At 72.4% G+C, this 22,438-nt stretch carries 20 protein-coding genes; 8 read left to right on the top strand and 12 right to left on the bottom strand.

Going from position 1 to position 22,438, the window contains the following annotated elements; translation table 11 throughout:
• Nucleotides 1-29: 29 nt before the first annotated feature.
• Nucleotides 30-899 carry an Fpg/Nei family DNA glycosylase gene (locus ACFWRV_RS30625; RefSeq protein WP_384339159.1) on the bottom strand — a complete coding sequence of 290 codons (870 nt, stop codon included), beginning with the start codon at nt 897-899 and terminating at the stop codon, nt 30-32.
• Between the two features lie 228 nt (nt 900-1,127).
• Complete coding sequence (locus ACFWRV_RS30620; RefSeq protein ID WP_384339157.1) at nt 1,128-5,813, bottom strand: DEAD/DEAH box helicase; 4,686 nt, start codon at nt 5,811-5,813, stop codon at nt 1,128-1,130.
• Nucleotides 5,814-5,915: 102 nt separating this feature from the next.
• Here ACFWRV_RS30620 and ACFWRV_RS30615 point away from each other — a divergent pair, with 102 nt between their 5' ends.
• From ACFWRV_RS30615 to ACFWRV_RS30605, 3 genes are all read left to right on the top strand, one after another.
• Nucleotides 5,916-6,764, top strand: a complete 849-nt coding sequence (locus tag ACFWRV_RS30615) for an AraC family transcriptional regulator (RefSeq protein WP_384339156.1) — start codon at nt 5,916-5,918, stop codon at nt 6,762-6,764.
• A 121-nt stretch (nt 6,765-6,885) separates the two neighbouring features.
• Nucleotides 6,886-7,656 (top strand): AzlC family ABC transporter permease, encoded by a 771-nt coding sequence (locus tag ACFWRV_RS30610; protein WP_384339154.1) that lies wholly within the window; start codon nt 6,886-6,888, stop codon nt 7,654-7,656.
• Nucleotides 7,653-7,958 (top strand): AzlD domain-containing protein, encoded by a 306-nt coding sequence (locus tag ACFWRV_RS30605; RefSeq protein ID WP_003965829.1) that lies wholly within the window; start codon nt 7,653-7,655, stop codon nt 7,956-7,958. The genes ACFWRV_RS30610 and ACFWRV_RS30605 overlap by 4 nt, the downstream gene beginning before the upstream one ends.
• 77 nt (nt 7,959-8,035) lie before the next feature.
• Here the strand turns inward: ACFWRV_RS30605 and ACFWRV_RS30600 are convergent, their stop codons facing one another.
• The gene (locus tag ACFWRV_RS30600) at nt 8,036-8,950 is read right to left on the bottom strand and encodes a hypothetical protein (RefSeq protein ID WP_384339152.1); all 915 of its coding nucleotides are present in this window, start codon (nt 8,948-8,950) and stop codon (nt 8,036-8,038) included.
• 79 nt (nt 8,951-9,029) lie between these two features.
• On the opposite strand from ACFWRV_RS30600, the gene ACFWRV_RS30595 reads away from it, so the two are divergent.
• Together ACFWRV_RS30595 and ACFWRV_RS30590 are read left to right on the top strand one after the other, a co-directional pair.
• The gene (locus ACFWRV_RS30595) at nt 9,030-9,224 is read left to right on the top strand and encodes a DUF3046 domain-containing protein (RefSeq protein ID WP_003965827.1); all 195 of its coding nucleotides are present in this window, start codon (nt 9,030-9,032) and stop codon (nt 9,222-9,224) included.
• Nucleotides 9,225-9,481: 257 nt separating this feature from the next.
• The gene (locus ACFWRV_RS30590) at nt 9,482-10,648 is read left to right on the top strand and encodes an AI-2E family transporter (RefSeq protein WP_384339176.1); all 1,167 of its coding nucleotides are present in this window, start codon (nt 9,482-9,484) and stop codon (nt 10,646-10,648) included.
• Nucleotides 10,649-10,789: 141 nt separating this feature from the next.
• Here ACFWRV_RS30590 and ACFWRV_RS30585 read toward each other — a convergent pair whose 3' ends face one another.
• Together ACFWRV_RS30585 and ACFWRV_RS30580 are read right to left on the bottom strand one after the other, a co-directional pair.
• On the bottom strand, nt 10,790-11,743 hold the full coding sequence (locus ACFWRV_RS30585) for an SDR family oxidoreductase (RefSeq protein ID WP_384339150.1): 954 nt from the start codon (nt 11,741-11,743) through the stop codon (nt 10,790-10,792).
• A gap of 133 nt (nt 11,744-11,876) precedes the next feature.
• Entirely contained in the window at nt 11,877-12,794 is a 918-nt protein-coding gene (locus ACFWRV_RS30580) for a TetR/AcrR family transcriptional regulator C-terminal domain-containing protein (protein WP_384339148.1), read from the bottom strand.
• 116 nt (nt 12,795-12,910) lie between these two features.
• On the opposite strand from ACFWRV_RS30580, the gene ACFWRV_RS30575 reads away from it, so the two are divergent.
• The 3 genes from ACFWRV_RS30575 (at nt 12,911) to recX (ending at nt 16,551) form a co-directional block, all read left to right on the top strand.
• Nucleotides 12,911-14,470: an MFS transporter gene (locus ACFWRV_RS30575; protein ID WP_384339147.1), complete on the top strand. Its 1,560-nt coding sequence runs from the start codon at nt 12,911-12,913 to the stop codon at nt 14,468-14,470.
• A 191-nt stretch (nt 14,471-14,661) separates the two neighbouring features.
• Complete coding sequence (gene recA / locus ACFWRV_RS30570; protein WP_384339145.1) at nt 14,662-15,795, top strand: recombinase RecA; 1,134 nt, start codon at nt 14,662-14,664, stop codon at nt 15,793-15,795.
• Between the two features lie 3 nt (nt 15,796-15,798).
• Nucleotides 15,799-16,551: a recombination regulator RecX gene (recX, locus tag ACFWRV_RS30565; RefSeq protein WP_384339144.1), complete on the top strand. Its 753-nt coding sequence runs from the start codon at nt 15,799-15,801 to the stop codon at nt 16,549-16,551.
• A 131-nt stretch (nt 16,552-16,682) separates the two neighbouring features.
• Here recX and ACFWRV_RS30560 read toward each other — a convergent pair whose 3' ends face one another.
• From ACFWRV_RS30560 to ACFWRV_RS30530, 7 genes are all read right to left on the bottom strand, one after another.
• Nucleotides 16,683-17,351: a hypothetical protein gene (locus ACFWRV_RS30560; RefSeq protein WP_384339142.1), complete on the bottom strand. Its 669-nt coding sequence runs from the start codon at nt 17,349-17,351 to the stop codon at nt 16,683-16,685.
• 161 nt (nt 17,352-17,512) lie between these two features.
• Nucleotides 17,513-17,971, bottom strand: coding sequence for a rhodanese-like domain-containing protein (locus ACFWRV_RS30555; RefSeq protein WP_384339140.1), 459 nt, complete (start codon nt 17,969-17,971; stop codon nt 17,513-17,515).
• Nucleotides 17,968-18,549, bottom strand: a complete 582-nt coding sequence (locus ACFWRV_RS30550) for a cysteine dioxygenase (RefSeq protein ID WP_384339139.1) — start codon at nt 18,547-18,549, stop codon at nt 17,968-17,970. Before ACFWRV_RS30550 ends, ACFWRV_RS30555 begins: the two co-directional genes overlap by 4 nt.
• A gap of 74 nt (nt 18,550-18,623) precedes the next feature.
• Nucleotides 18,624-18,710 carry a putative leader peptide gene (locus ACFWRV_RS30545; protein ID WP_311605579.1) on the bottom strand — a complete coding sequence of 29 codons (87 nt, stop codon included), beginning with the start codon at nt 18,708-18,710 and terminating at the stop codon, nt 18,624-18,626.
• An 83-nt stretch (nt 18,711-18,793) separates the two neighbouring features.
• Nucleotides 18,794-20,485, bottom strand: coding sequence for an FAD-dependent monooxygenase (locus tag ACFWRV_RS30540; protein ID WP_384339137.1), 1,692 nt, complete (start codon nt 20,483-20,485; stop codon nt 18,794-18,796).
• 176 nt (nt 20,486-20,661) lie between these two features.
• Nucleotides 20,662-21,603 carry an amino acid ABC transporter permease gene (locus tag ACFWRV_RS30535; RefSeq protein WP_384339135.1) on the bottom strand — a complete coding sequence of 314 codons (942 nt, stop codon included), beginning with the start codon at nt 21,601-21,603 and terminating at the stop codon, nt 20,662-20,664.
• Nucleotides 21,600-22,247 carry an amino acid ABC transporter permease gene (locus tag ACFWRV_RS30530; protein WP_384339133.1) on the bottom strand — a complete coding sequence of 216 codons (648 nt, stop codon included), beginning with the start codon at nt 22,245-22,247 and terminating at the stop codon, nt 21,600-21,602. Before ACFWRV_RS30530 ends, ACFWRV_RS30535 begins: the two co-directional genes overlap by 4 nt.
• Between the last annotated feature and the right edge of the window lie 191 nt (nt 22,248-22,438).

The following is a 22,438-nucleotide window of genomic DNA, read 5'->3' as shown; positions in this document are numbered from 1 at the left end:
CCGTACGACCGGATCTGACGGGGCGTCAACTAGGGAGTCGGTCCTGATTGGCAGCCGGGGCACCAGTAGGTGGGCCGGTCGTCCTGGTCGGCGAGTCGGATCGGGGTGCCGCAGCGCAGACAGGGCCTACGGGCTCGCCCGTAGACGTACAGCCGCTCCTGTACGCGGTTGGGCGGGCTGGTCCGGGGGCGGCTGGTGCCCTGGGCCGGGCCGGAGCCTTGGCCCCGGCCCGGTGGGGTGCGGAGTTCGGAGGTGATCGTCGTGGTGCGGGTGGGGCGGTCGCGGTTGGCGTGCAGCAGGCGCTCGGCGAGAGTGACGAGCCGGGGGAGTACGCCGTCGGCGAGGGCGCCCACGGGGAGCCAGGGCGTGACGCGGGCCAGGAAGCACAGCTCGCACTTGTAGACGTTGCCGATGCCCGCCAGATTGCGCTGGTCCAGGAGGGCCTCGCCGAGAGAGCGCTCCGGTGCGGCGAGCAGCCGGTCCACGGCGAGGCCTGGATCCCAGTCGGGTCCGAGCAGGTCAGGCCCCAGATGGCCCACGGCCCGGTCCTCCTCGCTGGTGCGCAGCAGTTCCAGCACGGGGAGCCGGTAGCCGACGGCGGTGTGCTCCGCGTTGCCGAGGATCGCGCGGATCTGGTGGCCCGGGCCGCCCCGCCAGCGCTCGCCCGGGGCGAACACCCGCCAGGCCCCGTCCATCCGCAGGTGGCTGTGCAGGGTCAGGCCGCCCTCGATCCGGGTCAGCAGGTGCTTGCCGCGCGCGGTGACGTCCAGGACGGTCCGGCCGGTGAGGTCGGCGGTGGCGAAACGGGGGACGCGCAGGTCCGACCGGGTCAGCACCCGCCCCGCCAGGGCATCGTGCAGCCGGGCGGCGGTCTGCAGGACGGTGTCTCCTTCGGGCATGCCTCCATGATGGGCGCGCCGGGGCGGTTCTGCGTCGATCCGGGCTCGCCGCGGGGTCTCCGCGGCGGGGGCGCCCGCCGACAGGGTCCGCTGACGCACCCTCGGTGGGACGGCCGTCGTTCAAGGCGAGTGGGGGCGGAGCGGCGCGGGGCCCGGCGGCCGGCCCGGGACCGGCGGCCGGCTCGCGACCGGCGGCCGGTCCCGGGACCGGCGGCCGCGGGTCCCGGATCAGGCGCGCAGGCGCAGGCCTCTCGGGGTGGCGAGGAACCCGGCCGCCTCCAGCGTCCGGCCCAGCGGCGAGGTGAGGGAGGAGACGCCGTTCGTCCGCTCCACCGTCACCGTGCCCAGGGCTCCGGCGCGGGCCGATTCGGCCAGGGCATCGGCGGCAGCTCGCAGGGCCGGGGCCTCGGGGTCGGACGGCCAGGCCAGGAGGGTCTTGCCGCCGCGCTCCATGTAGAGCGTCAGCTCGCCGTCGACGAGGACCACCAGCGCCCCCGCCTTGCGGCCCGGTTTGTGCCCGGCGCCGTCCGGGGACTCCGGCCACGGCAGCGCCGCGCCGTACGCGTTGGCCGGATCGGCCGCGGCGAGCACCAGAGCCTGGAGCGCGGTGTCCGGATCCCGGCGGTCGCGCGCCGTGGAGGCGGCCCGCAGCCGGTCCACGGCCCCGTCCATCGCGAACTGGGCGGCCCCCAGGCCCTCGACCACATAGCCCCGCCGCGCCTGCCCGTTGTCCTCGAAGGCGGCCAGGACGCGGTACGTCGCGGAGAAGCCGCCCTCCACCCCCTCGGCCTGCACCGCGCCACGGGTCACCACGCCGTGCCGGTCGAGCAGGGTGCGGGCCAGGGCGTGGGCGCGGTGGGTCCGTTCCGGTTCGACCGGGGGCAGCAGGGACCAGCGGCCGGAGACGGTGGGCGGGCCGGTGCGGGACGCGGGGCGGGCGGCTGCGGTGAGCGAGCCGTAGCGCCCGCGCGGGACGCTGCGCCGGGAGCGGTGGGCGGTGGAGCCCGCCGTCCGTCCCGAGCCCAGGAGCGAACGCAGCGGGGCCAGTGTGTCGTTGGTGAGCCGCCCGGACCAGGCCAGGTCCCACAGGGCGTCGGCCAGCTGCTGGTCCGTGCAGTCCGGGTGGGTGGTGGCCCGGACCTGGTCGGCGATCTGGCGGAAGAAGAGGCCGTATCCGCCGGAGAGCGTGGTGAGCGCGGACTCGTGGAGCGCCGACAGCTCCAGCGGGTGCGGGGGAGGCAGGAGCAGCGGGGCGCTGTCGGCGAGGTAGAGGGAGACCCAGCCGTCCTTGCCGGGCAGCGCGCCCGCACCGGCCCAGACGACCTCGCCGGTGGTCGTCAGCTCGTCGAGCATCGCCGGGGTGTAGCCCATCACCCGGCTCGGCAGGATCAGCTTCTCCAGTGCCGACGCGGGAACGGGCGCGCCCTGGAGCTGCTCGACGGCGCGGGCCAGCCCGTCGATGCCCCGCAGCCGGTTGGACCCGAAGTGCTGCCACTGGGGGAGGAAGGAGGCCAGGGCCGCGGGCGGCACCGGCTCCAGCTCCTGGCGGAGCGCCGCCAGCGAACGGCGGCGGAGCCGGCGCAGCACCGTGGCGTCGCACCATTCCTGGCCGATGCCGGCCGGGTGGAACTCGCCCTGGACGGTCCTGCCGGATGCCGAGAGACGTTGCAGCGCGCCGTCGGTGACGGCGGTGCCGAGCCCGAAGCGCTCGGCGGCCCGGGTGGCGGTGAACGGGCCGTGCGTTCGGGCGAAGCGGGCGAGGAGGTCGCCGAGCGGGTCCTTCACCGGCTCGGTGAACGCCTCGGGGACGCCGACCGGGAGCGCGGTGCCCAGGGCGTCGCGCAGCCGGCCCGCGTCCTCGATCGCCGCCCAGTGGTCGGCGCCGGCGATCCGGACCTGGATCGCCCGGCGGGCCGTCGCCAGCTCCGGCGCCCAGGACGGCTCGGCGCCCCGCTCGGCCAGCTCGGCGCCGGTGAGCGGACCGAGCACGCGCAGCAGGTCGGCGACCCCTTCGACGTCCTTGATCCGGCGGTCCTCGGTGAGCCACTGCAGCTCCCGCTCCAGCTCGGTGAGGACCTCGGGATCGAGCAGCTCGCGCAGCTCCGCCTGGCCCAGCAGTTCGGCCAGGAGATGGGAGTCCAGGGAGAGGGCGGCGGCGCGCCGCTCGGCGAGCGGGGAGTCGCCCTCGTACAGGAACTGGGCCACATAACCGAAGAGGAGCGAGCGGGCGAAGGGCGAGGGCTCCTGCGTGGTCACCTCGACCAGCCGGACCCGGCGCGCCTCCAGATCGCCCATCAGTTCCGTGAGCCCGGGGACGTCGAACACGTCCTGGAGGCATTCGCGGACGGCCTCCAGAACGATGGGGAACGAGCCGAACTCCGAGGCGACCTGGAGGAGCTGTGAGGCCCGCTGGCGCTGCTGCCAGAGCGGGGTGCGCTTGCCGGGGGAGCGCCGGGGCAGCAGCAGGGCGCGCGCGGCGCACTCCCGGAACCGGGCGGCGAACAGGGCCGAGCCGCCCACCTGGTCCGTGACGATCTGCTGGACCTCGCCCTGGTCGAAGACCACGTCGGCGGCCGCCACCGGGGGCTGGTCGCTGTCGTAGGCCACGGCTCCCGGCGCCGGTCCGCCGTTCTCGGTGTCCGGGGCGGGCGGGGCGTCGAAGTCGAGCAGATCCAGGCCCATCATGTCCGCGTCGGGCAGCCGCAGCACGATCCCGTCGTCGGCGTGCATGACCTGGGCGTCCATGCCGTACCGCTCGCCGAGGCGGGCGGAGAGGGCGAGCGCCCACGGGGCGTGCACCTGGGCTCCGAAGGGGGAGTGCACGACGACCCGCCAGTCTCCCAGCTCGTCCCGGAACCGCTCGACCAGGATGGTCCGGTCGTCCGGCACATGGCCGCAAGCCCGGCGCTGTTCGTCCAGGTAGGCCAGGATGTTGTCCGCCGCCCAGGCGTCGAGCCCGGCGGCCAGCAGCCGCAGCCGCGCATCCTCCTCGGACAGGCCGCCGACCTCACGGAGGAAGGCCCCCAGGGCGCGGCCCAGCTCCAGCGGGCGGCCCAGCTGGTCGCCCTTCCAGAACGGCAGCCGGCCCGGGACGCCCGGGGCGGGCGAGACGAGGACCCGGTCCCGGGTGATGTCCTCGATCCGCCAGGACGTGGTGCCCAGGGTGAAGACGTCGCCGACGCGGGACTCGTAGACCATCTCCTCGTCCAGCTCGCCGACCCGGCCGCCGCCCTTCTTCGGGTCGGCCCCGGCGAGGAAGACCCCGAAGAGCCCCCGGTCGGGAATCGTGCCGCCCGAGGTGACGGCGAGCCGCTGCGCGCCGGGGCGGCCCGTGACCGTGCCCCCCACCCGGTCCCACACCACCCGGGGGCGCAGCTCCGCGAATGCGTCGGAGGGATAGCGCCCGGCGAGCATGTCGAGGACGGCGGTGAACGCCGACTCGGGGAGCGAGGCGAAGGGGGCGGCCCGCCGGACCAGGGCCAGCAGGTCGTCGGCCTGCCAGCTGTCCAGGGCCACCATGGCGACCAGCTGCTGCGCCAGGACGTCCAGCGGATTGGCCGGGATGCGCAGTGCCTCGATGGCCCCTTCGCGCATCCGCTCGGTGACGACGGCGGCCTGCACCAGATCGCCGCGGTACTTCGGGAAGACCACCCCGGTCGAGACCGCGCCCACCTGGTGTCCGGCCCGGCCCACCCGCTGGAGGCCGGAGGCGACGGAGGGCGGGGACTCCACCTGGACCACCAGGTCGACCGCGCCCATGTCGATGCCGAGCTCCAGGCTGGAGGTGGCGACCACGGCGGGCAGCCGGCCCGCCTTGAGGTCCTCCTCGACCTGGGCCCGCTGCTCCTTGGAGACCGAGCCGTGGTGGGCGCGGGCCAGCAGGGCGGGGGCGCCCCTGCCCGCGCCCGACTGGGCCATGATCTCGGCGGGGGCGGGCGCCTCCGGCAGCTCGGGGACGGGGTTGTCCGGGTCGAAAGCGGTGCCGGTCGCCCGCTCGTAGGCGATCTCGTTCAGCCGGTTGCACAGCCGCTCCGCCAACCGCCGGGAGTTGGCGAAGACGATGGTGGAGCGGTGCGACTGCACGAGGTCGGCGATCCGCTCCTCCACATGCGGCCAGATCGAGGGCTTGTCCGCCTGGCCGGAGTCGCCGTCGGTCGCGGGGGAGCCGCCCAGCTCACCCAGATCCTCGACCGGGACGACGACCGAGAGATCGAACTCCTTCGTGGACCGGGGCTGGACGATCTCCACCTTGCGCTGCGGCGACAGGAAGCGGGCCACCTCGTCGACCGGCCGGACCGTCGCGGACAGACCGATGCGCCGGGCGGGGCGGGGCAGCACTTCGTCGAGACGCTCCAGCGACAGGGCGAGATGGGCGCCGCGCTTCGTCCCGGCGACCGCGTGCACCTCGTCGAGGATCACCGTCTCCACGCCGGCCAGCGCGTCCCGGGCGGAGGACGTCAGCATCAGGAACAGCGACTCGGGCGTGGTGATCAGGATGTCCGGAGGCCTGGTCACCATGGAGCGCCGCTCGGCCGGCGGGGTGTCCCCGGACCGGATGCCGACCCGCACCTCGGGCTCCGGCAGACCGAGGCGCACCGACTCCTGGCGGATGCCGGTCAGCGGCGAGCGGAGGTTGCGCTCGACGTCGACCGCGAGGGCCTTGAGCGGGGACACGTACAGCACGCGGCAGCGCTTCCTGGCGTCGGCGGGCGGCGGCTCGGCGGCCAGCCGGTCCAGTGAGGCGAGGAACGCGGCCAGCGTCTTGCCGGAACCGGTCGGCGCGACGACCAGGACGTCACTGCCCGCGCCGATGGCCCGCCAGGCGCCCTCCTGGGCGGCGGTGGGCGCGCTGAAGGCTCCGGCGAACCAACTGCGGGTCGCCGGCGAGAACGCGTCGAGCGCGGATCCGGTCATGTCCCCCATCGTGCACCCCGCCACTGACAACGGGCCGGTGACACCGCCCGCGGTGGCCCGCTCGGCCGGTCACGCACGACCGGGACCTGCGAGAATGGCCCCATGGCGGGAGCGGACGGCACGGCGGAGTGGGCACGGCACTGGCAGTACGCCGCGCTGCCCGACCTCGATCTGCTGCGCGCCCGCTACGTCCGCCACACCTTCCCCCGGCACAGCCACGAGGGCTACGTCTTCGGAGCGGTCACCGGTGGGGTCGAGGACGTGGGGCTGCCGGGCGGCACGGTCCACGCGGTCCCCGGAACCGTCGTCATGATCAACCCGGAGGTGCCGCACACCGCACGCTCCGGGGCGCCCGAGGGCTGGGCGTACTCCACGCTCTACCCGTCGGCCCAGGTCGTCAACGACATCGCGGCCGAGGTGACGTCCCTGCGCGGCACGGTCGGCTTCGCCGAGACCCGGGTGACCGACCCCCACGCCTCCCGGCTGATCACCGAGGTGCACCGGGCGGCGGAGGAGGGCAACGCGCTGGCGGCGGACAGCCTGCTGCGGGTGCTGGTCACGCGGCTTCTGAGCCGGCACGGCAGTCCGCTGCCCGGACTGACCACGCACGCCGGGGGTGCGCGGAACGCGGCCCGCGCCCGCGCCGCGCTGGAGGAGCGCATGGCCGACCCGCCCACGCTGGAGACGCTCGCCGCCGAGCTGGGCACCGGCCCGTTCGCGCTGCTGAGGGCCTTCAAGAAGGAGTTCGGGATGCCGCCCCACACCTGGCTCACCGACGCCAGGGTGCGCAGAGCCCGCCGCATGCTCGACGCCGGTGTCGCCCCCGCCGAGGCCGCGACCGCCGTCGGCTTCACGGATCAGCCGCACCTCAATCGGCATTTCACCCGGATCGTGGGGGTGCCGCCCGGCGCCTACCAGCGTGAGCGCGGAGTGTCGCGGCCGAGCCGGTGAGGGGCGTGCCGGGGCAAGAGGACGCGTGGGCGCAAGAACGTACGGCTGTGTGCGCGAGGTACGGCTGTGCGTGCAAGAACGTACAAGACCGGGCCCGCGTGATCCCCGTAGCGTTCCGGGCGTGGCAGAACAGACAGCACTCCCAGAGAGCACCGGCGCGCCCGGTGCCATATCCGGCGGTCCGCCAGGACCGGCGGCCGAGCCCCGACCGGACAAGCCGGACGCGGCCGTCGTCCGGGACGCGCTCGGCGTCGGCATCGCCGTCGGGCTCTCCGGCTTCGCCTTCGGCGTCACCTCCGCCGGCTCCGGCCTCAGCCTGCTCCAGACCTGCGTCCTGAGTCTTCTCGTCTTCACCGGCGCCTCGCAGTTCGCCCTGGTCGGCGCGCTGGCCGCGGGCGGCAACCCCTACACGGCGGCGGCCGGGGCGTTCTTCCTGGGCGTCCGGAACGCGTTCTACGGTCTGCGACTCTCCCAACTGCTCGCCCTTCCCCGAGCGGTACGGCCCTTCGCCGCCCACTGGGTCATCGACGAGACGACCGCGGTCACCCTGCCCCAGCCCACCCGGCGGGCGGCGCGCATCGGTTTCACGGTCACCGGACTCACCCTGTACGTGCTGTGGAACCTCACCACCCTGGTGGGCGCTCTGGGCGCCGAGGCGCTGGGCGACACCGACGCGTGGGGACTCGACGCGGCGAGTCCCGCGGTGTTCCTCGCGCTGCTCGCGCCGATGCTCAAGAGCACCATCGAACGCGTCACGGCGGGGCTGGCCGTCCTCCTGGCCCTGACGCTGCTGCCCGTGCTGCCGGCGGGCCTGCCCGTCCTGCTGTCGGCGCTCGCCGCGCCCGTCGTCCTCTTCCTGATGGGACGGAAGAAGGGGGAGCGGCACTCATGAACGTCTGGATTGCCATCGGACTGACCGTGGCGGGCTGCTACCTCGCCAAACTCCTGGGCCTGCTGGTGCCCGCCGGCGTCCTGGAGCGGCCGCTCGTCCAGCGGATGGCCGCCCTGCTGCCCGTGGCGCTGCTGGCGGCACTGACCGCGCAGCAGACCTTCGGCGACGGCCAGCAGCTCGTCCTCGACGCCCGTGCCGCAGGTCTCGGCGCGGCGGCACTCGCCCTGGTCCTTCGCGCTCCCTTCCTGGTCGTCGTCGGCGCGGGCGTTCTCGTCACCGCGGGCGTACGAGCGCTGGCCTGAGCGGGCCGATCGCCCGGGGAGCGACGGCGCGGAGGTACGCGGTCGGCCGAGCGGGCGGCCGCGTACCTTCCGCTGTGTCAGCCGAGCGGGCGACCGTACGAGCGGAGCGTCTCCAAGGCCCTGAGCGTGACCAGCGGGCGCCCCTCCAGCGCGGTTCCCGGCGCCCACCGACGCCAGGTCACGGGCCATCCGCCGTCGTCCTGCTGCTCGGCGGCCAGGTGGTCGAGCGAGCGCTCCACCTCCTCGTCCGTGAACCAGCGGCGAGCGAGGGACCCGGGTGTACGGGCGAAGTCGTGCGGGAAGTGGTGCTCGCCCGGTGCGTAGCCCGCCGCCACCGGGTACTCCGCCCGCCGGGAGGGATCGAGCACCGCGAGCCGTTGTGCCCGTACCAGGCGGCCGAGGCGGTCGGCCGCAACCTCCGCACGGGCCCGGTCCGGGGCGCCGTCCAGGAAGGCGACCGCGGCTTCGACCTCGTAAGGATGGGACTGCTCCAGAGCTTCGACGGCGCTCCAGCAGAAGTCCGTCGCCCGGAACAGCCAGGCGTGCCACACCTGATTGCCGTGCAGCAGCCCGACGACCGGGCCGGTCGCGAGCAGCTCCGCCGGCGGGTCGTCCACGATCGGGATGAACGGTGCGGCGGGATAGCCGCGCTGCGTGGGCAGCAGGGCGGGCAGCGCGCCTTCCTTGGTTGACACACGGGTCAGATAGCGGCAGATCCGTTCCACGCGCTGTCCGTCGCAGCGGTCGATCGAGTCGAGAACGCTCAGCGCGTGGGCGGTGTGCAGCGGTTGGCTGACCGGGCCCCGGAGATCGGGTTCCAGCGCGTGACCGTAGCCGCCGTCCTCGTTCACGTAGGCGGAGAGTGCCGTCTCGACGGCGTCGGGGCCTCCGCCGAGGAAGCCATGGGCGAACCTCCGCTGTTCGAGGACACGGGCCGTGAGCCAGATGAACTGCTCGGCGCGGGCGAGGGTGTTTGCTCCGGTTCCAGCCATGGACCGACCGTAGAGGGCGAAGGGGCCGGGCACATGCCAGGTGGGCCTGCTGCACTCTCAGGAGCGGGATACTGGTGGCATGCGGTTGACGATTTTCTGGGAGCGGATGGCCGACCACTTCGGTGCGGCGTACGCGGACTCCTTCGCCCGTGACCATGTGATGGCCGAACTCGGCGGCCGTACGGTGCACCAGGCGCTGGACGCGGGCTGGGACGCCAAGGACGTCTGGCGCGGGGTCTGCACGGCCATGGACGTCCCGGCGGACCGGCGCTGAACGCGATGGCGCCCCCGCCGGCGAGGTGAACCCCGCGCACGGTCCGGTGAACGAGCGCTGAACGCCGTGGGGCCCCGTTTCCGGCGGTCACGGAACCGGAGCGGACCATGCGGGGCGAGGGACTGCGGGCCGACGGCATGGGCCAGACTTGTCCCGTGTCATCGACAGACGAGAGCGCCCCGGCCCAGCCGTCCGCCTCCCCACCCGCTCCGCCGGCCGCACCACCCGCGCCGCCGTTCGGCGCCGGCGGGGTCCGCATGCCCGGCTGGCTGCCGCGTGCGATGGTGCTGGCCCTGGCGCTCTACGCGTGCTTCCAGCTCGGCAGTTGGGCGTTCGACCAGCTCATCGGGTTGCTGACGAACGTTCTGATCGCGTTCTTCCTCGCGCTCGCCATCGAGCCCGCGGTCAGCCGGATGGCGGATCGCGGGATGCGCCGCGGACTCGCCACGTTCCTCGTCTTCCTCGGTCTGACGATCTTCGGCGTCGGATTCGTGGTGCTGCTGGGGTCGATGCTCGCGGGCCAGATCGTCGACATGGTCGACGAGTTCCCCAAGTACATCGACTCGGTGATCAACTGGGTCAACCAGACCTTCCGCACCGATTTCTCGCGGGTCGAGGTCCAGGACAGCCTGCTGCACTCCGACTGGCTGCAGAAGTACGTTCAGAACAGTGCCGCCGGAGTGCTCGACCTCTCCACCACGGTGCTCGGCGGGTTGTTCCGGCTGCTGACGATCTTCCTGTTCTCCTTCTACTTCGCGGCCGACGGCCCCCGGCTCCGGCGCACCCTGTGCTCCGTCCTGCCGCCGGCCCGGCAGGTCGAGGTGCTGCGCGCCTGGGAGATCGCGGTCGACAAGACCGGCGGCTACATCTACTCGCGCGGTCTGATGGCGCTGATCTCCGGCGTTGCCCACTACATCCTGCTGGTGATCCTGGAGGTGCCCTACGCTCCGGCGCTCGCGGTCTGGGTCGGACTCGTCTCGCAGTTCATCCCCACCATCGGCACGTATCTCGCGGGCGCCCTGCCCATGCTGATCGCCTTCACGGTCGACCCCTGGTACGCGCTGTGGGTGCTCGGGTTCGTCGTGATCTACCAACAGTTCGAGAATTACGTGCTCCAGCCCAAGCTGACCGCGAAGACCGTGGACATCCACCCCGCGGTCGCCTTCGGATCGGTCATCGCCGGCACGGCCCTGCTCGGCGCGGTCGGCGCACTGGTCGCCATCCCCGCGATCGCCACGCTCCAGGCGTTCCTCGGCGCCTATGTGAAGCGGTACGACGTCACCGACGACCCACGCGTGCGCGGGGGAAGCAGCCGCGCGCCCGGGAGGCCGTTGCCGTCGCGGATGCGCCGTCTGGTGAACGGTCGCCGGGCCGCCGGCCGCGGGGGAGCGGAGGGTACGTCGGACGGGCCGCCCCAGCGGTAGCCGGTCCGGTCCAGGGGGCGCCTCAGCGCCGGCCGGGCACAGCTTGCGGCTTCAGCGGTAGCCCGGCCACAGCATTCGGCTTCAGCGGTAGCCCGGCCACAGCATTCGGCTTCAGCGGTAGCCGGGCCACAGCTTGCGGCTTCAGCGGTAGCCCGTCACATCGGCCGGCAGGCCCGGGTCCTGGACCTCGGCCAGATACCGCCAGGCATCGGGCCGGCTCCCGTCCACATCGGTGAAGCCGTACACCTGGGCGAGCTGTCCACTGGAGAGCGACCTGCCGTTCCAGCGGGCCACCTCCGGATCGCCGGCGAGGGCGGCCACGGAACGGCCGACGTACGCCGGTGACTCGGAGATCGCGAAGTGGGGCGTGTGCGCGACGGCGTCGCGCCAGGTGGCCTCGGTCACCCCGTGGGCCTGCAGCATGGCCTCGGACCGGAGCCAGCCCGGGGTGAGCGACACGGCCGTCGCGCGGTGCGGCGCGAGTTCATGGCCGAGCGCGAAGGCCATCCGGTTCACCGCGGCCTTGGCCAGGTCGTAGAAGAACGAGACACGGTAGTGGGAGGCGTTGTACTCGTCCGTCCCGTCGGTCATCTCGACGACCAGACCGCCCGGTGTCTCGATCAGCAGCGGCAACGCGAAGTGGCTGGTGATGGCGTGGGTGTCGACGGCCAGCCGCAGCGTGTGCAGCCCGATGTCGAGCGACGACTCCCACACCGGTTTGTCCCACTCGATCTCGGCGCCCCAGATGTCGTTCACCAGGATGTGCAGGGCGCCCTGTTCGTTCGCGATGCGGGCCACGAGCGCCCTGACCCGGTCGGGAACCAGATGGTCGACCTGCACGGCGATCCCCCGCCCGCCCGCCGCGTCGACGAGGGCCGCGGTCTCCTCGATCGTTTCGGGCCGGTCCATCTCCGAGCGCTCGGAGCCGCTGGTACGGCCGGTCACGTACACGGTCGCCCCGGCGGCGCCGAGCTGGACGGCGGTCCCTCTCCCGGCCCCGCGGGTTCCTCCGGCGACGAGCGCCACACGACCGGCCAGGTCGGGCCCGGGGGGCTGCCCTCCGTCCGGCGTTCCGGGTTTCGCAGTCGTTCTCATATCGGACGAATATAGAGTCATAAAATCAGATGTGCATATGTGCAGTTATGTGGTTATCCGTGCGGGTGTGCATGCGTGTCCGGGTGGGGGAGGGAGGTCGGAGCAGGAACGGAACAGCACGCCGGTGCTGCTGTCAGGAGTCCTGGCCCTTGGATCGCTCGATGAGTGACGCGACTCCCTCCAGCATGCGTGCGAGCCCGAATTCGAAGAGGGTGTCGAGTTCGAGGTCGAACTCCTCCTGGTCGAAGAGAGTGGACAGGACCGGATAGGAGCCGGCGGTCTGGATCGTCTCCAGGCGCGGTTCGTTGGAGGCCATCCACTCCTCGGGTGTCATGCCGGTGTCCTGCCGCGCTTGCGACTCCAGCTCGACGGCCGCCGCGACGCCCTGGGCGTATCCGAGCAGAGCGAGGTGGACGTGGATGATCTGGGTCGGTGTCAGCCCCAGGCCCTTCAGGGCGCTGAGGACCCGCTCGGCGTACCGCATCGCGTGGGGCGAGGCCATCGGCCGGGTGAGGGCGGCCATGGCTCGTGCCAGCCAGGGGTGGCGCCGGTACAGGCCCCACAGCCACCGTGCCTCCCGTTCCAGCTGCGCGCGCCAGCCCGGCGGCCGCGCCCCTCGCGGTTCTCCGGCGAACACCGCCTCCGACATCAGCCGGAGCAGCTCGCCCTTGCTCGGGACGTGGCGGTAGAGCGCCATGGTGGAGACGCCGAAGTCGGTGGCGACTCGGCGCATGGAGAGCGCGGCGAGCCCCTCGGAGTCGACGAGGGCGATCGCCGCGCGGATGATGCGGTCCCGGGTGAGCCCGTGCTGGGGAGCCGCGTCCCGTTCCCGTCCTGACACGGCGACCACGGTGCCGACACCGGGCACGGCCCGCACCAGGCCTTCCTGCTGCAGGGTGGCGAGCGCCTTCGTCGCGGTCGCCATGGCGACGCCCCACTCCTGGGTGATGCGCCGGGTGGAGGGGACCCGGGCGCCGGGGGCGAGCTCGCCGGAAGCGATGCGCCGACGGATGTCGCCGACGATCCGGAGGTAGGGCGGTTCCATGGCCATGAGTGCACTGTACTAGTGCACTCACAGGCCGTTGAGGCTGGTGAAGGAGGTGTCATAGCCAGGTGCACTAGGTATCTGTTTGCCGTGTACGCCATGCTCCCGGTTCGCTGCCGTGCATGGAGAACACACCCGGCCCCGTCGCGGGGCGCAAGGAATGGACCGCCCTGGGCGTCCTGATGCTGCCCCTGCTCCTGGTCTCGATGGACATCTCGGTCCTGTACTTCGCGATTCCCTACGTCAGCCAGGACCTGGAACCCAGCGCCACACAGCAGCTGTGGATCCTCGACATGTACGGCTTCGTCCTCGCCGGGCTGCTCATCACGATGGGTGCGCTCGGCGACCGGATCGGCCGGCGCGCGTCGGTGCTCGCGGGAGCGGTGCTGTTCGGTGCGGCCTCGGTCGTCGCCGCATACGCGCACACGGCTGAACTGCTCATCATGGCCCGCGCGTTGCTGGGTCTCGGTGGCGCCGCCCTGATGCCCTCGACCCTCGCCCTGATCCGCAACCTCTTCCACGACGCGAAGCAGCGCGGCAAGGCGGTGACCCTGTGGACCGCCGTCATGACGACGGGCATTTCGCTGGGGCCCGTGGTCAGCGGCCTGCTGCTCGAGCACTTCTGGTGGGGCTCGGTCTTCCTGATCAACCTGCCCGCGATGGTGCTGCTGCTCGTGCTGGTGCCCTTCCTGGTGCCGGAGTTCAAGTCCGCGAAGCGTGAGCGCTTCGACCTGCTGAGCTCGGTGCTGTCACTCGGTGCTGTGCTCCTGGTCGTCTACGGCATCAAGGAATGGGCCCGGCACGGGTACGAGCCGCTGCCGGCCCTCACGATCGGGGTGGGGCTCGTGGTCGGCTTCGTCTTCGTGCGCCGCCAGAAGCGCCTCGCGCACCCGATGATCGACCTCGGCCTGCTCGGCCGGCGCACCTTCGGCGGCCCGGTGTTCGCCAACCTCCTCGCGATGTTCGCCACCGTGGGGATGGCTGTCTTCCTCACGCAGTATCTGCAGTCCGTCTACGGCCTGAGCCCGTTCAACGCGGCCCTGTGGAGCCTGGTACCGGCGGCCGGCGCGGCCGTCGCGGCTCCGGCGGCATCCGCGCTCGCACAGCGTGTCGACCGCGCGTACGTCATGGGCGGCGGCTTCCTCGTCTCGGCCTCCGGATTCCTGTGGATGACCCAGGTGCGGACCGACTCGGCACTCTGGTTCGCCCTCTCCGGCGCCGCCCTCTACGCGGGCGGCCTGGTCGCGGCGATGACCCTCGCCAACGAGCTCGCCCTCGGCGCGGCCCCTCCGGAGCGTGCGGGATCGGCCGCAGCGGTGCTCGAATCGGGCCAGGAGTTCGGCGGAGCGTTGGGGATGGCCATCCTCGGGTCCGTCGGCGCGGCGGTCTACAGCCGGGACATGGCCGACGCACTGCCCTCCGGCGTGCCGCAGGCCGAAGCCGTGCGCGAAACGCTGGGCGGTGCGACGGCCGTCGCGGCCCAGCTGCCCGGCGAGACCGCTGATGCCGTGCTGGCGGCCGCGCGCGACGCCTTCACCCACGGAATGAACATCGCGGCCGTCGGCGCGGCCGTCGTCATGGCCGCAGCAGGCCTCTTCTCCCTCGCGTGGCTGAGGGGTGCGGGCAGGACGAGGCGCCCGGCGGAATCGGCCGACGCGCGGGCCACGACGCTCGCGTCGTGAGGGCCGGCCGTCCGCGTGGTGCGCTTGACACGAAAATCGAACATCCATTCTGATGGGATTCCGGCCGGGTTTTCCCGGGCCCTGCCCGTGGAGTTGTCCACAGGTCGGGAGGACGTCGAGGCCCATTGTCAGTGGCAGGGGTTAGCGTCTGTGACGTGAAGCGATCGACTCAAGCAAATCGGGTGGAACCCATGGCAGGAACCGACCGCGAGAAGGCGCTGGACGCCGCACTCGCACAGATTGAACGACAGTTCGGCAAGGGCGCGGTGATGCGCCTCGGCGAGCGGCCGAACGAGCCCATCGAGGTCATCCCCACGGGATCGACCGCCCTCGACGTCGCCCTCGGCGTCGGTGGTCTGCCGCGCGGCCGCGTGGTGGAGGTGTACGGACCGGAGTCCTCCGGTAAGACGACGCTGACGCTGCACGCCGTGGCGAACGCGCAGAAGCTCGGTGGCTCGGTGGCGTTCATCGACGCCGAGCACGCCCTCGACCCCGAGTACGCGAAGAAGCTCGGCGTCGACATCGACAACCTCATCCTGTCCCAGCCGGACAACGGCGAGCAGGCGCTGGAGATCGTCGACATGCTGGTGCGCTCCGGCGCCCTGGACCTGATCGTCATCGACTCCGTGGCGGCCCTGGTGCCCCGTGCGGAGATCGAGGGTGAGATGGGCGACTCGCACGTGGGTCTCCAGGCCCGTCTGATGAGCCAGGCCCTCCGCAAGATCACCAGTGCGCTCAACCAGTCCAAGACCACCGCGATCTTCATCAACCAGCTCCGCGAGAAGATCGGCGTGATGTTCGGCTCCCCGGAGACCACCACCGGTGGCCGGGCGCTGAAGTTCTACGCCTCGGTGCGCCTCGACATCCGCCGTATCGAGACGCTCAAGGACGGCACCGACGCGGTCGGCAACCGCACCCGCGTCAAGGTCGTCAAGAACAAGGTCGCCCCGCCGTTCAAGCAGGCGGAGTTCGACATCCTCTACGGCCAGGGCATCAGCCGCGAGGGCGGACTGATCGACATGGGCGTGGAGCACGGCTTCGTCCGCAAGGCCGGCGCCTGGTACACGTACGAGGGCGATCAGCTCGGCCAGGGCAAGGAGAACGCCCGCAACTTCCTCAAGGACAACCCCGACCTCGCCAACGAGATCGAAAAGAAGATCCTGGAGAAGCTGGGTGTCGGCGTCCGTCCGGACGACGCTGCCGGCGAGCCTGCCGCGGATGCCGCTGCGGCACCTGCGACACCTGCGGCCGACGGGGCGGCGAAGCCGGCGACCACCGCGGCCGCCAAGGCCAAGCCGGCCAAGACCGCGGCGGCCAAGAGCTAGGCCGTGACACGACGTACGGAGTGGCCGGGCAGCCCTGCCGAGCCCGGCGGCGACCCCGGATCCGGCTACGGGGCCGCCGACGCGTCCGCCGCCGCGCGGGGGGCGGCGGCGGACGATGCCGGGATGCGGTCCGGGCGCCGCTCACGCGGGGGAGCGGGCGGCGCGAGCGGATTCGGCGAGGGGGCGGGCCGCCGTGCCCGCTCCGGCACCAGAGGCAGCGGCTCCCCTTCCTCGTCGAGGGCCGAGAAGGGGGAGCCGCGTGATCCGGTCGAGCAGGCGCGCAACATCTGCCTGCGGCTGCTCACCGGGACGCCGCGAACGCGCAAGCAGCTCGCGGACGCCCTGCGCAAGCGGGAGATCCCGGACGAGGCGGCCGAGGAAGTGCTCGCGCGCTTCGAGGACGTCGGGCTGATCGACGATGCGGCGTTCGCCGGGGCATGGGTGGAGTCCCGGCACCACGGCCGGGGGCTCGCGCGCCGCGCCCTCGTCCGTGAGCTGCGGACGAAGGGCGTGGACTCCGCCGTGATCGACGAGGCGGTCGGGCAGCTCGACTCGGACCAGGAGGAGGAGACGGCGCGCGAGCTCGTGGCCCGCAAGCTCCGCTCGACACGAGGCCTGGAGCGGGACAAGCGGCTGCGTCGTCTGGCGGGGATGCTCGCGCGCAAGGGATACGGAGAGGGCATGGCCCTGCGGGTGGTGCGTCAGGCGCTGGAGGAGGAGGGCGAGGACACGGAAGGTCTGGACGAGCCCTTTTGACATCAGCCGACAGGAGCCTTCCTGATGCCGGTAAACACGAGCCCTTCTGGCATGAGTCGACACGAGGCTTCTGACACGAGCCGGTACGAGCCCGTCTCAAGCAGTGGCCTCCGCGGGTCGGCGTGCGGTGGTCACTGTCCGGCCAGGGACGCGCGGCGGATGGTGGCGTCGACGAGGGCCAGCGCGTCGGCGGCGGTGCGGCCCGGATGGCGGTTCCAGGGGCCGATCAGCCCCGTCCACCCTTGCGCGCGCAGCTCCGTGATCAGCCAGGCGCCGGCCCGGTCCACGGTGTCGAGGGAGCCGTAGCCGAGGCGGTGCGCCGAGATCAGGGCACCGCAGACGCAGCGGGCGCCACGGGCGTTCCGCAGCCGGTACGGGGTGTTCTGCCAGCCCCACTCGGCCAGGATCTGCCGTGCGTAGCCGAGATGGGTCGAGGGGCGCAGGTCACCCTGACCGACCCGCCGCCAGAGGTGGACGCGGTCGGGCAGCATCGCACCCAGCCGCCCGGGGAGCGGACGCTCGTGCGGGGCCGACGCCGGCAGCGTCCGCAGGGTGTCGTCGATCAGCCGGTCCACGGGTACGGACAGCAGACTCCGCCAGTCGGAGGGCCGTGCGGATGCGGGGGCGGGTGAGAGTTCCGCAGGGTCTGCGGGCCGCGCGGACGTCGGGTCCGCCGGGGTGGGCCCGGGCTCGGGGGCGGTGTCGTCCCAGCCCGTGACGATCTGCTGCCACGTCTGGCTGTCGTGCAGCCGGGAGGCCTGGCCGTCGAGCTGTTCGGGGGTGAGGACAGCGATCGCCATGTGTGGTCATCTCCGTACATTTCGGTCCTCTGTGTGAGGCGAATGTCGGTCACGCACGGCGATTGCTCTAGTGGAACGTGGCGTTCGGGTGTGTGGCTGCCCGGAGACGGAGACGGAGACGGAGACTGTCGGGCCCCTGGCAGGCGCCGGGGGCCCGCGGCTCAGGCCTCGGACGGAGAGATGACCGGGAGTCCCGTCGCGCGCCACGCCTGGAAGCCGCCGATCAGGTCGGTGGCCCGGTGCAGTCCCAGCTGCCGCAGCGAGGCGACCGCGAGGCTGGAGGCGTATCCCTCGTTGCAGATGACGACGACCGGGAGGTCGTGGTCGACCGCTTCGGGCACGCGGTGGCTGCCCTGCGGGTCGAGCCGCCATTCCAGCTCGTTGCGTTCGACGACCAGCGCGCCCGGGATCAGTCCGTCCCGGTCGCGGAGTGCGGCGTACCGGATGTCCACCAGCAGGGCCCCGGACTCCGCCGCCGCAGCGGCCTCGCGCGGGTCGACCCGGTCGTAGCCGGCCCTGACCCGCTCCAGCAGATCGTCGATGCCCACCGGCGCAGAGGCCTCCGGCACGGCCTCCGACACGGCGGCCTCCGCCCCGTTCGTGCTCCGGTTCTCGGTCACTGCCAGTCCTCCGGGCTCTCGGTCTGCTCCAGCCGGAGCACCGCACCGGTGCGGCTGAACCGGCGGATCCGCGGCAGCGGCGGGTAGTAGGCGTGGACGGAGACCGCGTGCACGTCCTCGGACTCGTTGAGGACCTCGTGGACGTGGTTCTGGCCGAAGGCCCTGCCCTGACCGGTCGCCAACTCCCTCGACCGGTCCACCCCCTCCGTCAGCTCCAGCGTCTTCCAGCCGTCGGTGGGCAGCCGCACGGCCAGCGAGTGCTCCTTGAGGGCGCCGGCCGCCGTGGTGAACGCGCCGATCGAGTCGGCGTGATCGTGCCAGCCGGTGCCGGTGCCCGGCGGCCAGCCGATCAGCCACGCCTCGCTGCCTCCGGGGCCGTCGAGCCGGATCCAGGTGCGGCCCTCCGGGTCGAGGGGCAACGAGGCGACGAGCGCCTGGTCCCGGGCGGTGCGGCGGACGAAGTCCAGCAGCTCCGCGACCGTCGGCGCGGCGGGGGAGGACACCGGGACGGAAGGGACGGGGGCGGAAGGAGAGGGTACTGAGGCTGCCGTGGGTACGGCGGAGTGAGGGGAAGACACGAGGACCGTCCTGAGAGTTCGCGTGGGGATCCGGTCCGTGCGGAAAGCGGCACGGACCGGCGGAGGGAGGCGATTCAGCAGGACGGACGACACACGCAGCCCGCGTAACGGACGAGGTCCATATGGACCCTCCGCCACAGGCGCACATCGGTGTCGGTCATGATCTGGAGTACACCACGCGTGCCGATGGCGGTCAATGTGATGCGGGCCCGTCACGGTCGACGCGTCCGTGACGGGCCATCGGTCAGTGGCGGCCGGCGGCCCGCTCGGCGTGAACCCGTGCCCGGTGCTGCTCCTCGCCCGCGCCCTTCTCCTCGTCCGCCTCCGCGCGCTCCCGCGCACCACGGGGCGCGCCGCCCAGCGCGGCCTGCGCCGCGGCGAACAGTTCCGCGGGCCGTACGCCGCCGAAGGCCGCCACCAGATGCCCGTCCGGCCTGACCAGCAGGACGGTATGGGCCGATGCTCCGGGATAGCTCTCGGTGACCAGCAGCTCCGTCGTGCCGGGGAGCGCCGCCACGGCGTCCGTGAGGCGGGGCATGACCCCCGCGGTCTGCCAGTGCCGCCGGTCCCAGACACCGGTTCCCGGCGCGACCAGGACCACCAGCGGATGGCCCTGTCCGAGCCGCTCCCGCAGCCGCGCCGTCGTACCGTCCGGCGCGGTCACCGGTACGTCGGCGACCGGCGCACCGGGGGGCGTACCGACAGCGGTGTGCGCCTCGGCGTGCGGAGGCGAAAGGGGGGAGTGCGAGTACGAAGGGGGCGCACCCAGTGCTCCGCGGCCCAGTTGGCCGTCGGCGAGCAGGGTGTCGTGACCGCGTGCGGCGCCCGGGACAAAGGTCCGCAGACCACCTCCACCGCGCAGTATCGGCAGCGACTGATCGGCGGCGCGCAGCCGGGCCGCCACCGCGGCCCGGCGCTCCGCCTGGTAGCTGTCGAGCAGATGCTCCGCCGGGCCGTGGTGCCAGGCGTGGGCCAGCTTCCAGGCCAGGTTCTCGGCGTCCCGGATCCCCTCGTCCAGCCCCTGCGTGCCCAGCGCGCCCAGCAGGTGCGCCGCGTCCCCCGCCAGGAAGGCGCGCTGCTTGCGCCAGCGCCGGGCGAGCCGGTGGTGGAGGGTGTGGACGCCGGTGTCCAGCAGTTCGTACGCCGGGGTCTCGCCGCACCAGCCGCCCAGGGTGTCCCTGACCCGGGTGATCAGCGCTTCGGGGGTGACCAGTTCGCCGCGTGGCGGCAGCAGCCAGTCCAGCCGCCAGACGCCGTCCGGCAGCGGTCGGGCGGAGATCTCGGCGCCTCCGGTCCGCCAGGGAGGCTGCCGGTGCGAAACGGACTCGTCCGGCCAGGGCAGTTCGGCCCGGAGCGCGGCGACGGCATGCCGTTCCACGGACGTACGACCGGGGAACCGGATGTCCAGCAGCTTGCGCACGGTCGACCGGGCGCCGTCGCAGCCGACCAGATAGCTCCCGCGCCACCAGGTCGATCCCGGCTCCCTGGTGTGCACCGTGATGCCGTCGGGGTCCTGCTCCAGCGTGTCGATCCGGCTCATCGGCACCAGCCGGGCCAGCGGTTCCTTGTCCACCGCCGCACGCAGCGCGGCGCTCAGCTCGTGCTGCGGCAGGTGCAGTGGCGCGGGCAGGAGCCCGGGGAGCGGCTCGCCGTCCTCGTCCGCCCGGCCCCCGCTCAGCGGCACGTTTCGGACCAGCTGCTTCCGGCGCATCGAACGCCAGCCGGCCCAGCGAAGTCCGACCCGGTCCAGCTCCCGGCAGCCGAGGCGGCCCACCAGGTCGGCGGTGTCCTCGCGCAGCACGACCGTGCGGGCGGGACGGGGCTCCTCCGTGCCGGGGCCCTCGTCGAGGACGATCGAGGGGACGCCCTGGGCGGCGAGGGCCAGCGACAGCGTCAGGCCGACGGGCCCGGCGCCGACGACGATCACCGGGTCCACGGCGCGTATCCTCCGGCCCTTACGGTCATGCGGGACGTGGCAGAGGTAGCCGGGTGCGTGATCACAGAACGTATGCAACCCACTGGTGGTGCTTGCGTCAAGTGACCGAGGCAGCGACGCGTGCGCCGCTGCCTCGAATGCTCCTGCCGGGAGGGGCCGGCAAGCCCCCGGGGAGGTCAGTCCTTCGTCACACCGGTCCCAGCGGCACCGTCGGCCGTCGGGCCTGCGCCCCCCGCGCCCCCCGCGTTCGGGCCGGGAACGGCCTCCACCGCGGGGATGTCGGCGGTCTGGACGCCGGGCGCCACCTTGATGCCGGTCTTGGCGCGGCGGCCGCGCTTCTCGATCCAGGTCGCCAGCGCCGAGAGCAGCAGACACATCGCGATGTAGATCGTGCCGATCACGATGGTCGTGGAGACGTAGGGATAGATGCCGTTCACCTGCGTGTTGGAGGCGATCAGACGCGCGGTCTGGAGCAGCTCCGGATACAGGATGATGAAGCCGAGCGAGGTGTCCTTGAGCGTCACCACGAGCTGGCTGATGATCGTCGGCAGCATCGACCGGACGGCCTGCGGCATCAGGACGGTCGTCATGACCTGCGTCTTGCTCATGCCGAGCGCGTACGCGGCCTCGCTCTGGCCCTTGGGGACCGAGTTGACCCCGGCCCGCAGCACCTCGGCCTGCACACAGCCGTTGTAGATGGACAGGCCCGCCGCCAGCGCCCACATCGAGTAGTCGGTGAGGAAGCCGACCCAGATGGCGTAGATGGTGATCAGGAGCGGGAGCGAGCGGAACAGCTCGATGAAGGCGGTCGCCGCCCAGCGGATCGGCTGGTGGTCGGAGAGCCTGCCCACCGCGAGCAGCACACCGAGGACCAGCGAGCCGATCGCGGCCAGCCCGAAGGCCTTGAGCGTGGCGACCAGGGCGTCGGCGATGTTCTGCCGGATACCCGCGTAGTTGAAGATGTCCCACATCTCCGGCGCCAGGTGACCCTTGTCGGCCAGCCGCATCAGGCTCACGGCGAGCAGCGCCGCGATGGCGAGGCTGCCGACGACGGCGTAGATCCGGTTGCGGACGATGGCCTTGGGGCCCGGGGCGTCGTAGAGAACGCTGGCGCTCATCGGGCGACCTCCATACGACGCTCCAGCAGCCGGAAGAGGCCGCTGATGGTAAACGTGACGACCAGGTAGCCGAGGGCCACCCAGATGAAGACGGGGATGATGTCGTACCCCTTGTCGCTCATCAGCTTCTGCCAGCCGAACAGCTCGGTGTTGCTGAAGGCGCCGGCGATCGCGGAGTTCTTGGTCAGCGCGATGAAGATGCTGCTCAGCGGCGGGATCACGGTCCGGGTCGCCTGGGGGAGCACCACGATCTGGAGCGTCTGGGCGAACGTCATGCCGATGGAACGCGCGGCCTCGGCCTGTCCCAGCGGCACGGTGTTGATGCCGGAGCGGACTGCCTCGCACACGAACGAAGAGGTGTAGAAGCCGAGCGCGAGCGAGCCGAGCACGAACGGGCTCATCCCCGGGAAGAGGATCTCGGGCACGACGAAGAAGAAGATCAGGAAGAGCAGCGTCAGCGGGGTGTTGCGCATCAGCGTCACCCAGGCGGTGCCGAAGTACCGCAGCGGCGGCACCGGCGAGACCCGGAATCCGGCGATGATCACACCGAGGACCAGGGCGATAACCGAGCTGACGGCGGTGATCGACACGGTTCCTATGAAGCCGTCGCGGAACTCTGGAAAATTGTCGAGCAGTACGTTCATGAGGTCTCCGCGTCGGCGGTCAGCGGCATCAGGGCAGGGGAAGGGGCGCCCTGTACGCTCCCCGCCCCCGGGGGCTCCGGGACGGGGGCGGCATACGGGACGCCTGGGTCACGCGAGACGCCTGGGGCGCCTGGATCACACGGGGCGTCGATGACACCGGCTGGTCGTCCGTCGGGCGGCGGGCTCAGGCC

It is taken from the genome of Streptomyces sp. NPDC058576, assembly GCF_042718715.1.
Lineage (GTDB): Bacteria > Actinomycetota > Actinomycetes > Streptomycetales > Streptomycetaceae > Streptomyces.
The sequence above is the reverse complement of the archived record's forward strand: the minus strand, read 5'-3'. Positions and strand labels throughout refer to the sequence as shown.